Annotated in this window: 10 protein-coding genes; 8 read left to right on the top strand and 2 right to left on the bottom strand. The window is 60.6% G+C overall.

What is annotated here, in order from left to right; all coding sequences use genetic code 11:
- Positions 1-17: 17 nt before the first annotated feature.
- Positions 18-1,259 (top strand): metallophosphoesterase, encoded by a 1,242-nt coding sequence (locus tag LOY56_RS24380; protein ID WP_258617712.1) that lies wholly within the window; start codon positions 18-20, stop codon positions 1,257-1,259.
- Between the two features lie 66 nt (positions 1,260-1,325).
- Here the strand turns inward: LOY56_RS24380 and gbcA are convergent, their stop codons facing one another.
- Complete coding sequence (gene gbcA, locus LOY56_RS24375; protein WP_038981128.1) at positions 1,326-2,621, bottom strand: glycine-betaine demethylase subunit GbcA; 1,296 nt, start codon at positions 2,619-2,621, stop codon at positions 1,326-1,328.
- A gap of 282 nt (positions 2,622-2,903) precedes the next feature.
- Here gbcA and gbcB point away from each other — a divergent pair, with 282 nt between their 5' ends.
- On the top strand, positions 2,904-4,004 hold the full coding sequence (gene gbcB, locus LOY56_RS24370; RefSeq protein ID WP_258617710.1) for a glycine-betaine demethylase subunit GbcB: 1,101 nt from the start codon (positions 2,904-2,906) through the stop codon (positions 4,002-4,004).
- 111 nt (positions 4,005-4,115) lie between these two features.
- On the opposite strand, the gene LOY56_RS24365 is transcribed toward gbcB, so the two are convergent.
- Positions 4,116-5,156 (bottom strand): low specificity L-threonine aldolase, encoded by a 1,041-nt coding sequence (locus LOY56_RS24365; protein ID WP_258617703.1) that lies wholly within the window; start codon positions 5,154-5,156, stop codon positions 4,116-4,118.
- A 127-nt stretch (positions 5,157-5,283) separates the two neighbouring features.
- On the opposite strand from LOY56_RS24365, the gene LOY56_RS24360 reads away from it, so the two are divergent.
- The 6 genes from LOY56_RS24360 (at position 5,284) to LOY56_RS24335 (ending at position 12,888) form a co-directional block, all read left to right on the top strand.
- A complete protein-coding gene (locus LOY56_RS24360; protein ID WP_258617701.1) occupies positions 5,284-6,000 on the top strand; it encodes a conjugal transfer protein TraX in 717 nt (238 codons plus the stop codon).
- 314 nt (positions 6,001-6,314) lie between these two features.
- On the top strand, positions 6,315-7,568 hold the full coding sequence (glyA, locus tag LOY56_RS24355; protein ID WP_258617699.1) for a serine hydroxymethyltransferase: 1,254 nt from the start codon (positions 6,315-6,317) through the stop codon (positions 7,566-7,568).
- A gap of 23 nt (positions 7,569-7,591) precedes the next feature.
- Entirely contained in the window at positions 7,592-8,842 is a 1,251-nt protein-coding gene (locus tag LOY56_RS24350) for a sarcosine oxidase subunit beta (RefSeq protein ID WP_038981138.1), read from the top strand.
- Between the two features lie 14 nt (positions 8,843-8,856).
- A complete protein-coding gene (locus tag LOY56_RS24345) occupies positions 8,857-9,186 on the top strand; it encodes a sarcosine oxidase subunit delta (protein WP_008008142.1) in 330 nt (109 codons plus the stop codon).
- Entirely contained in the window at positions 9,183-12,200 is a 3,018-nt protein-coding gene (locus LOY56_RS24340; RefSeq protein WP_258617698.1) for a sarcosine oxidase subunit alpha, read from the top strand. Before LOY56_RS24345 ends, LOY56_RS24340 begins: the two co-directional genes overlap by 4 nt.
- A gap of 55 nt (positions 12,201-12,255) precedes the next feature.
- On the top strand, positions 12,256-12,888 hold the full coding sequence (locus LOY56_RS24335) for a sarcosine oxidase subunit gamma (protein ID WP_052967382.1): 633 nt from the start codon (positions 12,256-12,258) through the stop codon (positions 12,886-12,888).
- Positions 12,889-12,919 lie beyond the last annotated feature (31 nt).

Genomic DNA, 12,919 nt, shown 5'->3' with positions numbered 1-12,919 from the left:
GGATGGAGGAAGACGACATGTCATTGGTCAGTCATTGGGAACACGAGTACGACAAGGTCAAAGTGCGGCTGCATGGTTTGTTCACGCGGGTGGAAATGGCCTGGATGAAACTCGTCAGCGAACTCGAACCCCAGGAGTTCGAAGCCATCATTGCGCTGCTAAAACGCGGCCACGATCAGGCGCAGTACGTGCTCGAGCACGGCGAGTTGCCGGACGATCAGCCGGGCGTGCCGTGGGAATTGTCCCACGGCTTGTCGATCCTGCGCATCGGCAATGCCAGCCCGTTGCCGCAATCGGTGGATGAGCTACAAACCCGGGTGCTGAAGGACGGCAGTCTGCTCGGTTGCCGCAAATGGGAACTGCTCGACCTGTTATGGAGCGAGGCCCTGCTGAAGTGGATCGAAAACCTGCGGCATCACGCGCCGTTCGCCACGGACCCGGCACTGGTGAAAATGGAGCGCGACGTGACCCTGGCAATTGCCGGCGACTGGGGCACCGGACCGTTCGACAGCCATGCCCCGGCGGTGGCGGTGGCGAATCAGATGCAACTGGCCCGGGCCAATTTCACCATTCACCTGGGGGATGTGTATTACGCCGGCACTCATTCCCAGGAAGACGTGGACATGGCCGGTTGGCCGATGGGCACGCAGGGCTCGTTCACTCTTAATTCCAACCATGAGATGTACAACGGCGCCCACGGCTATTTCAAGGAACTGGCCAAGCGTTTTCCGGCGCAGCAGGGCACCAGTTACTTCGCGCTGTACAACGACGATTGGCTGGTGATCGGCCTCGACACGGCGTATGCCTCGGACGCCATGAATCTGTACATGGATGGCACCCTGAACCAACCGCAGATCGACTGGATGAAAAGCCTGCCCCAGCGCAAGAAAATCATGGTGCTCAGTCATCACCAGGGCTTCGACATTTCCGGGCACAACAAGACGGCGTTGTATCAACCGGTGTGCGACGCCCTCGGGCGCGAGCCGGATTACTGGTATTGGGGGCATTTGCACAACGGCATCTGCTACGCCGCTCAAGGCGGGTTGCATGCGCGTTGCGCTGGGCACGGGGCGATTCCCTATGGCAATGCCAGCGAACTGAACGGACATTCGCGGGTGCTGTGGTCGGAAACGCAAAATGCGCGGGATGCGGCATACCCGGATCGGGTGTTGAATGGTTATGTGAAGGTGCGGCTGGTGGGGGAGAACATCGAAGAGACGTTTATTGGCGAGGATGGGTCGGTGCGGTGGAGGAGCTAGCTACAAGCTACAAGCTACAGGCGTAAACCTGCGTTCGCTTGAAGCTTGTAGCTCGAAGCTGCTTCTCTAGCCTTGTACCGGCACCCCTTTGAGGTACGGCGCAGGCTCGGCCCCAAGGTTGTTCAGCAACCGCTCGCTGTACCAATCCACGAAGTTCACCACACCGAACTCATAGGTCTTGGAGTAAGGCCCTGGTTGGTACGCGGTGGAGTTGATCCCGCGCTGGTTTTCTTCGGCCAGGCGACGGTCCTGGTCGTTGGTCGCATCCCAGACCTGGCGCATGCGCTCCACGTCGTAGTCCACGCCTTCGACCGCGTCCTTGTGGACGATCCACTTGGTGGTGACCATGGTTTCCTGAGCGCTGATCGGCCACACGGTGAACACGATGATGTGGTCGCCCATGCAATGGTTCCACGAGTGCGGCAGGTGCAGGATGCGCATCGAACCCAGGTCCGGGTTTTTGATGCGGCCCATGAGTTTGGCGCAGCCTTGTTTGCCGTCCAGGGTCATCGACACGGTGCCCTTGAGCAGCGGCATGCGCACGATGCGGTTACGCAGGCCGAAGCTGGCGTGGGCGTAAGGGATCTTCTCGGCTTCCCAGGCAGCGGCCGAAGCAGCGACGTGGTCCTTGAAGGCCTGGTCGGCACGCGGGTCGGTGACGTCGTCCCATTCCAGCAGGGTTTTCAGCAGTTCCGGGTGCGACGCGTTGCAGTGGTAGCACTCGCGGTTGTTTTCCAGCACCAGTTTCCAGTTGGCTTTTTCGAACAAGGTGGTCTGGATCGCCACCTTGGTGTTCTCCATGTCGTACGGTTCCATGTAATGGTTCAGCGTCGACAGGAAGTCATCAATGGCCGGCGGGTTTTCCGACAGGCTGATGAAGATGTAACCGCCAGCGGTTTTCACGTTCACAGGCTTCAAGCCGTACTGCTTCATGTCGAAGTCGGCGCCCATTTCGGTGCCGGCGAACAGCAGGCGGCCGTCCAGCTCATACGTCCACTGGTGGTAGTGGCAGACCAGTTTGGCGACTTTGCCTTTTTCACTGGTGCACAGCCGTGAACCGCGGTGGCGGCAGACGTTGTGGAACGCATGCACCACGCCGTCGGCGCCACGAATCACGATGATCGGGTTCTTGCCGACTTGCAGGGTCAGGTAGTTGCCCTTGGTCGGGATTTCGCAGGTCATGCCGGCGATCAACCACTCTTTCTGAAAGATTTCCTGCATGTCGATATCAAACAGCCGCTCGTCAGAGTAAAACGGCTGCGGCAGCGAGAACGTGCGCTCGCGCTCTTGCAGCATCTGGGCGGTGGCCTTGCGTGCGGGTTCCAGCGGATCGCCCAAGCTCAGGGTAGTGGTGACGTCCATCATTTAATCCTCAAGGCCATTCTGTGTGGCCGGCGAATAGTGGCTACGGTTGTGCGACGCAAGACAAAAAACAGCAGTTATCTGTTGAGGCGAGTGTGGGGCCGGCGCTGCCCGGAACCTTATCCATGGGCGACATAGCCCAATCTGTTCCCGACGCGCAACCCCCGGTAATTGGGGGCTGGTCGCGATAAGTATGTGAATGTCGCAGATAGGTAAATGGAAGGTTCGCGCTATACGCAGAATCGCCAACATGAAGGCCGACAGTCGGCCGTGGAGATCAGCATGTCCAACAGCTTCCTGAACCCGGTAACCACCCAGACCTGGGCCAATGGTCGACACATTGTCCGTTGCGTCAAAGTCATCCAGGAAACCTGGGATGTGCGTACCTTCTGCTTCATGGCCGACCAGCCGATCCTGTTCTTTTTCAAGCCCGGGCAATTCGTCACCCTGGAGCTGGAAATCGACGGCGTGCCGATCATGCGCTCCTACACCATTTCCAGCTCGCCATCGGTGCCGTACAGCTTTTCGGTGACGATCAAGCGCGTGCCGGGGGGCAAGGTGTCCAACTGGCTGCACGACACCCTGCATGAAGGCCAGGAGCTGGCGGTGCACGGGCCGGTCGGACTGTTCAACGCCATGGATTTCACCGCGCCGAAAGTGCTGTACCTCAGCGGTGGCGTCGGCATCACGCCCGTTATGTCGATGGCTCGCTGGTTCTACGACACCAACGGCAACGTCGACATGGTGTTTATCCACAGCGCCCGTTCGCCCAAAGACATCATTTACCACCGCGAACTGGAACACATGGCTTCGCGGATCGAGAACTTCAGCCTGCACCTGATTTGCGAGAAGCATGGCATGGGTGAGCCCTGGGCCGGTTATCGCGGTTACCTGAACCACAGAATGCTTGAATTGATGGCGCCGGACTTCCTTGAGCGCGAAGTGTTCTGCTGCGGCCCGACACCGTATATGAACGCGGTCAAACGCTTGCTGGAAGCCGCTGGCTTCGACATGTCGCGTTACCACGAAGAATCCTTCGGCGCGACGCCGCCAGAGGCCCGCGCCGACGCCGTGGAACACGCTGAACAAGCGGCCGACGCCCCGGAAGTCGACGTGGCGGATCTGCATCAGGTGGAGTTCACTGCTTCGGGCAAGAGCATTCGCGTGGCACCGGGGGAAACCGTGCATGCGGCGGCAGCCAAGCTTGGCTTGCTGATCCCCAAAGCCTGCGGGATGGGGATTTGCGGGACCTGCAAGGTGATGAAGCTCGGTGGTGAAGTCGACATGGAACACAACGGCGGGATTACCGAGGAAGACGAAGCCGAGGGTTACATCCTGTCGTGCTGCAGCGTGCCGAAGGGTGATGTGCGGATTGAGTTTTAAGCAATATTGATGGGCGGGTGAACGCCCTCTCGGAGCTGCCGAAAGCTCGGGCCGCGTTCGGCAGTTCCTGCAGGAGGGCGCCGCCCAAGCGCCCTCCTGCAGGATCGTGTTTTAACCTGCCATCACTTCGCGGATGTCCCGCGCCAACTCCCGCACGCGTTCTTCTTCGGTGTCCCACGAGCACATGAACCGTGCGCCGCCGTTGCCGATGAAGGTGTAGAAGCGCCAGCTCTTGGCGGTCAGTGCGGCAATGGCCGGTTCCGACAGTTGCAAGAACACGCCATTGGCCTGTACCGGGAACATCAGTTCCACGCCCGGAATGTCGCTCACCAGTTCGGCCAGCAGCTGCGCGCAGTGGTTGGCGTGGCGGGCGTATTTGAGCCAGGCGTCGTTTTCCAGAATCCCGACCCAAGGTGCGGAGAGGAAGCGCATTTTCGAGGCCAGTTGCCCGGCCTGTTTGCAGCGGTAGTCGAAGTCTTCAGCCAGTTTGTGGTTGAAAAACAGAATCGCTTCGCCCACCGCCATGCCGTTTTTCGTGCCGCCGAAACACAACACGTCAACCCCGGCCTTCCAGGTCAGGTCCGCTGGCGAGCAGCCAAGAAATGCGCAAGCATTGGAGAAACGCGCGCCGTCCATGTGCAGGTTCAGGCCCAGTTCTTTGCAGGTGGCGCTGATGGCGCGGATTTCGGCCGGGGTGTACACGCTGCCGACTTCGGTGGCCTGGGTCAGGGTCACGACACGCGGTTTCGGGTAGTGGATATCCTGGCGCTTAAGGGCGATTTCACGGATTGATTCCGGCGTCAGCTTGCCATTTTCGGTGCGGGCGATGAGCAGTTTGGAGCCGTTGGAGAAAAACTCCGGCGCGCCGCATTCATCGGTTTCGACGTGGGCGGTTTCCGAGCAGATCACGCTGTGGTAACTCTGGCACAGCGACGACAGGGCCAGCGAGTTGGCCGCGGTGCCGTTGAAGGCGAAGAACACTTCACAGTCGGTTTCGAACAGTTTGCGAAATTGATCGGCCGCGCGGGCGGTCCACTCATCGTCGCCATAAGCGCGCTGGTGGCCGTGGTTGGCCTGTTCCATGGCAGCCCAGGCTTCAGGGCAGATACCGGAGTAGTTGTCGCTGGCGAATTGTTGGCTCTTGTCGGTCATGGCCTGCTTCCGTGATCGAGGCGCTTGTGGCGCTTCGTTGGTCAATGATGATGCACACTTTACCGAAGATCGTCCGGGGAGCACACGGGGTGACTCTGTCAGAAATATACAAACGCCTTGGGCAATTATGCACATGACGCAGAGGGACGGTGCACTGGACCTGCTCAAGTGGCTGGCACTGCTGAGCATGGTGCTCGATCACCTGCGATATGTCGGTTACTCCATCGATCTGCTGTATGTGCCGGGTAGATTGGCGTTCCCATGGTTCTGTCTGGTGATGGCTGTGAACCTGTCGCGTACACATGCAATGACGACCGACGGCCAATGGCGCTACCTTGGTTGGTTGTCGCTGTTTAGCGTTCTGAGCGAAATCCCCTACCGGATGTACGTTCCTGCGCCCGACACCTTGAATGTCTTGCCCACGTTGGCGCTGGGCTTGCTGGTGGCCGGTGGCTGGCAGCACCGAACGCCGCAGTCGCAATGCCTGGCAACGGCTGCCTTGGTGCTGGCGGCGCTGTTCCCGGAGCGACTGATGTTCGGATTCTTCGGCGTGCTGTTGCCGCTGGCGATGTTGCTGGTGATCAGGCGGCCCTGGTATTTCAGCCTGCTGCCGGGGCTGTTCTGTCTGGCGGCCAATCAGTGGCAAGTGCTGTATGACGCCGTTCGATTGGGTAATAGCCTGGCAGTGGCAGCTATCGCCACTTGTCTGATTGCGCCATGGCTGGGGCTATTCTTGTTGCGACACGCCCATGGCGTAAAACCACCACCTATGCGCCGTTGGACATATGCCCTCTATCCCGTGCATTTCCTCATATTGTTGGCGCTACGCAAGCTCATCGGCTGACATTTAACCTGTGGCGAGGGAGCTTGCTCCCGCTGGGCTGCGCAGCAGCCCCAATGCCGGCATCAGCGGTTTGTCAGTTGGACTGAGTTTGTCGGTTTTACGACTGCTTCGCAGTCGAGCGGGAGCAAGCTCCCTCGCCACAGGATATCTACAAGCCCAGTCATTTCAGCCCATGTCGTAAACGCACCTTTGCGTGGCGTCCATAGGCATTTGACCACTCGAAGCCGGTCATACCATCGCATCCAAAGGGCACTGCCGTAACGCCAGTGCCTTACCGAGACGAATGGCGCATAGATGCCGCTGGGAGAGACGCGATGTTCAGCAAGCAAGACCAGATCAAAGGCTACGACGATGCACTGCTGGCGGCGATGAATGCCGAGGAGCAACGTCAGGAAGATCACATCGAGCTGATCGCGTCAGAGAACTACACCAGCAAGCGCGTGATGGAAGCGCAAGGCAGTGGCCTGACCAACAAATACGCCGAAGGTTATCCGGGCAAGCGCTACTACGGTGGCTGCGAGCACGTCGACAAGGTAGAGGCCCTGGCCATCGAGCGCGCCAAGCAACTGTTCGGTGCCGATTACGCCAACGTCCAGCCACACTCCGGTTCCTCGGCCAACAGCGCCGTGTACCTGGCCCTGCTGCAAGCCGGCGATACCATCCTCGGCATGAGCCTGGCCCACGGCGGTCACCTGACCCACGGTGCCAAAGTGTCGTCTTCGGGCAAGCTGTACAACGCCGTGCAGTACGGCATCGACACCAAGACCGGGCTGATCGATTACGACGAAGTCGAGCGCCTGGCCGTCGAGTGCAAGCCGAAAATGATCGTCGCCGGCTTCTCGGCTTACTCCAAGACCCTCGACTTCCCGCGCTTCCGTCAGATCGCCGACAAGGTCGGTGCGCTGCTGTTCGTCGACATGGCCCACGTTGCCGGTCTGGTCGCTGCCGGCCTGTACCCGAATCCGCTGCCGTATGCCGATGTGGTCACCACCACCACCCACAAGACCCTGCGCGGTCCTCGTGGCGGCCTGATCCTGTGCAAGTCCAACGAAGAAATCGAGAAGAAGCTCAACGCGGCAGTCTTCCCGGGTGCCCAGGGCGGCCCGCTGATGCACGTGATCGCCGGTAAGGCGGTGTGCTTCAAGGAAGCGTTGGAGCCTGGCTTCAAGGTTTACCAGCAGCAAGTGATCGACAACGCCCAGGCGATGGCCGGCGTATTTATCAAACGCGGCTACGATGTAGTGTCCGGCGGCACCGATAACCACCTGTTTCTGGTCAGCCTGATCCGTCAGGGCCTCACCGGCAAAGAGGCGGATGCAGCACTCGGTCGCGCCCACATCACCGTGAACAAGAACGCTGTCCCGAATGATCCACAGTCGCCGTTCGTGACCTCCGGCCTGCGTATCGGCACCCCGGCGGTGACCACTCGCGGCTTCAAGGTTACCCAGTGCATCACGCTGGCCGGCTGGATCTGCGACATCCTCGACAACCTCGGCGATGCCGATGTCGAAGCGAATGTCGCGCAGCAAGTGGCAGCCCTGTGCGCGGACTTCCCGGTTTATCGCTGAGCGCGGTTTTGGAGTAAATGACTATGCAACGCTATTCGGGCTTCGGCCTCTTCAAACACTCCCTCAGCCATCACGAAAACTGGCAGAAGATGTGGCGCACGCCGACCCCGAAAAAGGTCTATGACGTGGTCATCGTCGGCGGTGGCGGGCATGGTCTGGCGACCGCCTACTACCTGGCCAAGGAACACGGCATCACCAACGTGGCCGTGGTCGAGAAAGGCTGGCTGGGCGGCGGTAACACCGCGCGCAACACCACCATCGTTCGCTCCAACTACCTGTGGGACGAGTCGGCGCACCTGTACGAACACGCGATGAAACTGTGGGAAGGCCTGTCTCAGGACCTGAACTACAACGTGATGTTCTCCCAGCGCGGCGTTTACAACCTGTGCCACACGCTTCAAGACATTCGTGATTCTGAGCGTCGGGTCAGCGCCAACCGCCTCAACGGCGTGGACGGCGAACTGCTCGATGCCAAACAAGTGGCTGACGAGATTCCGTACCTCGACTGCTCCAAGAACACTCGCTACCCGGTGATGGGCGCAACCGTCCAGCGTCGCGGCGGCGTGGCCCGTCACGATGCCGTGGCGTGGGGCTTTGCCCGTGCCGCCGACGCCTTGGGCGTGGACCTGATCCAGCAGACCGAAGTAATTGGCTTCCGCAAGGAAAACGGCGTGTGCATCGGTGTTGAAACCAACAAGGGCTTCATCGGCGCCAAGCGCGTTGGTGTGGTCACTGCCGGTAACTCCGGGCACATGGCCAAGCTCGCCGGTTTCCGTCTGCCGATCGAATCGCACCCGCTGCAAGCGCTGGTGTCCGAGCCGATCAAGCCGATTATCGACAGCGTGATCATGTCCAACGCCGTACACGGTTACATCAGCCAGTCCGACAAGGGCGACCTGGTGATCGGCGCCGGTATCGACGGCTACAACGGCTACGGCCAGCGTGGTTCGTACCCGGTGATCGAGCACACCGTTCAGGCCATCGTCGAGATGTTCCCGGTGTTGTCCCGCGTGCGCATGAACCGTCAGTGGGGCGGCATCGTCGACACCACGCCGGATGCGTGCCCGATCATTTCGAAAACACCGGTACCGAACATGTTCTTCAACTGCGGTTGGGGCACCGGTGGCTTCAAGGCAACACCTGGCTCGGGCAACGTATTTGCCGCCAGCCTGGCCAAGGGTGAAATGCACCCATTGGCTGCACCTTTCTCCATCGACCGTTTCCACAACGGTGCGTTGATCGACGAACACGGCGCTGCTGCGGTTGCCCACTAACAGGAGAAATCCCCATGTTGCATATCTTCTGTCCTCACTGCGGCGAGTTGCGCTCCGAAGAGGAATTCCACGCATCCGGCCAGGCGCACATCCCGCGTCCACTGGATCCGAACAGCTGCACCGACGAGGAGTGGGGCGACTACATGTTCTTCCGCGATAACCCTCGCGGTCTGCACCACGAGCTGTGGGATCACGTTGCCGGTTGCCGTCAGTACTTCAACGTCACCCGTGACACCGTGACCTACGAGATTCTCGAAACCTACAAGATCGGCGCCAAGCCGCAGTTCACCGACAAGACCGACAGCCCGAAAGCGGCCGCCACGGCTCTGGGAGAGAAGGTATGAGCCAGATCAATCGCCTGTCCAACGGCGGACGCATCGACCGCAACAAAGTGCTGAGCTTCACTTTCAACGGCCAGGTCTACAAAGGCTTTGAAGGCGATACCCTCGCTGCCGCCTTGCTGGCCAACGGTGTCGACATCATCGGCCGCAGCTTCAAGTACTCGCGCCCGCGCGGCATCTTCGCCGCCGGTGCCGAAGAGCCGAACGCTGTGCTGCAGATCGGTGCGACCGAAGCCACGCAGATCCCGAACGTGCGCGCCACGCAACAAGCGCTGTATCAAGGCCTGGTCGCCACCAGCACCAACGGCTGGCCGAGCGTGAACAACGACATGATGGGGATTCTCGGCAAGGTCGGCGGCAAGCTGATGCCGCCGGGCTTCTACTACAAAACCTTCATGTACCCGCAATCGTTCTGGATGACCTACGAGAAGTACATTCGTAAGGCTGCCGGCCTTGGCCGCTCGCCGACCGAGAACGATCCGGACACCTACGACTACATGAACCAGCACTGCGACGTGCTGATCGTCGGCGCTGGCCCTGCGGGTCTGGCGGCTGCACTGGCGGCTGCCCGTAGCGGTGCGCGCGTGATCCTGGCCGATGAGCAGGAAGAGTTCGGCGGCAGCCTGCTCGATTCCCGCGAAAGCCTCGACGGCAAACCTGCTACCGAATGGGTCGCCAGCGTCATCGCCGAGCTGAAAAACACCCCGGACGTGCTGCTGTTGCCGCGCGCCACGGTCAACGGTTACCACGACCATAACTTCCTGACCATTCACGAGCGCCTCACCGATCACCTCGGCGACCGCGCCCCGATTGGCCAGGTGCGTCAGCGCATCCACCGGGTTCGCGCCAAGCGTGTGGTACTGGCGACCGGTACTCACGAGCGTCCACTGGTTTATGGCAACAACGACGTGCCGGGCAACATGCTCGCCGGCGCCGTGTCGACTTATGTACGTCGTTACGGCGTGGCACCGGGCAAGAAACTGGTGCTGTCGACCAACAACGATCATGCCTACCGCGTCGCCCTGGATTGGCTCGATGCCAGTCTGCAAGTGGTGGCGATCGCCGATGCCCGCAGCAACCCTCGCGGTGCGCTGGTGGAAGAAGCTCGCGCCAAAGGTATCCGCATCCTGACCGGCAGCGCCGTGATCGAGGCCCGTGGCAGCAAGCACGTCACCGCCGCTCGCGTTGCCGCGATTGACGTAAAAGCACACACCGTGACCAGCCCTGGCGAGTGGCTCGATTGCGACCTGGTCGCCAGTTCCGGCGGTTACAGCCCGGTGGTTCACCTGGCGTCGCACTTGGGTGGCAAACCGATCTGGCGTGAAGACATCCTCGGTTTCGTACCGGGCGAGGCACCGCAGAAACGCGTGTGCGTCGGCGGCATCAACGGCATCTACGGTCTCGGCGATTCGTTGGCCGACGGTTTTGAAGGCGGCGCTCGCGCGGCCAGCGAAGCCGGTTTCAGCGGTGTAGAAGGCACCTTGCCGAAAGCCCTGAGCCGTCTGGAAGAGCCGACGCTGGCGCTGTTCCAGGTGCCGCACGAAAAAGCCACTGCCCGTGCGCCGAAGCAATTCGTCGACCTGCAAAACGACGTCACCGCTGCCGCCATCGAACTGGCGACCCGCGAAGGCTTCGAGTCGGTCGAGCACGTCAAACGCTACACCGCATTGGGCTTCGGCACCGATCAGGGCAAGCTCGGCAACGTCAACGGTCTGGCCATCGCCGCCCGTTCGCTGAACGTGACCATCCCGCAGATGGGCACCACCATGTTCCGCCCGAACTACACGCCGGTGACCTTCGGCGCCGTGGCCGGCCGTCACTGTGGGCACATCTTCGAACCGGTTCGTTTCACCGCGCTGCATCACTGGCACGTGAAGAACGGCGCCGAATTTGAAGACGTCGGTCAGTGGAAGCGTCCATGGTACTTCCCGAAAAACGGTGAAGACCTGCATGCCGCCGTGAAGCGCGAATGCAAAGCCGTGCGCGACAGCGTCGGCCTGCTGGATGCTTCGACCCTGGGCAAGATCGACATCCAGGGCCCGGACACCCGCGAGTTCCTCAACCGCATCTACACCAACACCTGGACCAAGCTCGACGTGGGCAAGGCGCGTTACGGCCTGATGTGTAAAGAAGACGGCATGGTGTTCGACGACGGCGTGACTGCATGCCTGGCCGACAACCATTTCGTGATGACCACCACCACCGGCGGCGCTGCACGCGTGCTGCAATGGCTGGAAATCTACCATCAGACCGAATGGCCAGACCTGAAGGTGTACTTCACCTCCGTGACTGACCATTGGGCGACCATGACCCTGTCCGGGCCGAACAGCCGCAAACTGCTCAGCGAAGTCACCGACGTCGATCTGGCCAATGAAGCTTTCCCGTTCATGACCTGGAAAGAAGCTCTAGTTGGCGGCGTACCGGCGCGGATATTCCGGATTTCGTTTACCGGCGAGCTGTCGTACGAAGTCAACGTGCAGGCCGACTACGCCATGGGCGTGCTCGAGAAAATCGTCGAGGCCGGCAAGAAGTACAACCTGACTCCGTACGGCACTGAAACCATGCACGTACTGCGGGCAGAGAAGGGCTTCATCATCGTTGGTCAGGACACTGACAGCTCGATGACCCCGGACGACCTGAACATGGGCTGGTGTGTCGGTCGCACCAAACCGTTCTCGTGGATCGGCTGGCGTGGCATGAACCGCGAAGACTGCGTGCGTGATCAGCGCAAACAGCTGGTCGGTCTGAAGCCGATCGATCCGACCAAATGGCTGCCGGAAGGTGCGCAACTGGTGTTCAACACCAAGCAAACCATCCCGATGACCATGGTCGGTCACGTGACTTCCAGCTACTTGCACAACTCCCTCGGCTATTCGTTTGCCATGGGTGTGGTCAAGGGCGGCCTGAAGCGCATGGGTGAGCGGGTGTTCGCACCGCTGGCCGACGGCAGCGTGATCGAGGCGGAAATCGTTTCTTCGGTGTTCTTCGATCCGAAAGGCGATCGCCAGAACGTGTAATCGATCGCTCCCGCGCCTGGCGCGGGAGCGACACAGAATTCAGGACAGGTGCTTTATGACCGCAGCCAATGTTTACCAACAACGCCCAACCACCGGGGCCAAGGCCGAGTCGTCGCTGCATCACGCCGACCTCGCCAGCCTGGTGGGCAAGGGCCGCAAGAACGCCGGCGTGATCGTGCGTGAGAAAAAACTCCTCGGTCACCTGACCATTCGTGGCGATGGCCATGATCCAGCGTTCGCTGCCGGCGTGCACAAGGCCCTGGGTCTGGAGCTGCCAGCCGCGTTGACCGTGGTGATCAAAGGTGAAACCAGCCTGCAATGGATGGGGCCGGATGAATGGCTGCTGATCGTGCCGACCGGCGAAGAATTCGCCGCCGAGCAGAAATTGCGCAAAGCCCTGGGCGACCTGCACATCCAGATCGTCAACGTCAGCGGTGGCCAACAGATCCTCGAACTCAGCGGCCCGAACGTACGTCAGGTGCTGATGAAATCCACCAGCTACGACGTGCATCCCAACAACTTCCCGGTGGGCAAGGCTGTCGGCACGGTGTTCGCCAAGTCGCAACTGATGATCCGCCACACTGCCGAAGACACCTGGGAACTGCTGATCCGCCGCAGCTTCTCGGATTACTGGTGGTTGTGGTTGCAGGATGCGGCCGCCGAATACGGGCTTAGCGTCCAGGCGTAATGATCGTTCCCACGCTCTGCGTGGGAACGAT

It is taken from the genome of Pseudomonas sp. B21-048, from assembly GCF_024748615.1.
Lineage (GTDB): Bacteria > Pseudomonadota > Gammaproteobacteria > Pseudomonadales > Pseudomonadaceae > Aquipseudomonas.
This window is presented reverse-complemented; position numbering and strand designations above follow the sequence as displayed.

Coding starts and splice junctions, on each gene's coding strand:
- LOY56_RS24380 (WP_258617712.1), top strand. CDS start 18: ATGTCATTGGTCAGTCATTGGGAACACGAGTACGACAAGGTCAAAGTG.
- gbcA (WP_038981128.1), bottom strand. CDS start 2,621: ATGGACGTCACCACTACCCTGAGCTTGGGCGATCCGCTGGAACCCGCA.
- gbcB (WP_258617710.1), top strand. CDS start 2,904: ATGTCCAACAGCTTCCTGAACCCGGTAACCACCCAGACCTGGGCCAAT.
- LOY56_RS24365 (WP_258617703.1), bottom strand. CDS start 5,156: ATGACCGACAAGAGCCAACAATTCGCCAGCGACAACTACTCCGGTATC.
- LOY56_RS24360 (WP_258617701.1), top strand. CDS start 5,284: ATGCACATGACGCAGAGGGACGGTGCACTGGACCTGCTCAAGTGGCTG.
- glyA (WP_258617699.1), top strand. CDS start 6,315: ATGTTCAGCAAGCAAGACCAGATCAAAGGCTACGACGATGCACTGCTG.
- LOY56_RS24350 (WP_038981138.1), top strand. CDS start 7,592: ATGCAACGCTATTCGGGCTTCGGCCTCTTCAAACACTCCCTCAGCCAT.
- LOY56_RS24345 (WP_008008142.1), top strand. CDS start 8,857: ATGTTGCATATCTTCTGTCCTCACTGCGGCGAGTTGCGCTCCGAAGAG.
- LOY56_RS24340 (WP_258617698.1), top strand. CDS start 9,183: ATGAGCCAGATCAATCGCCTGTCCAACGGCGGACGCATCGACCGCAAC.
- LOY56_RS24335 (WP_052967382.1), top strand. CDS start 12,256: ATGACCGCAGCCAATGTTTACCAACAACGCCCAACCACCGGGGCCAAG.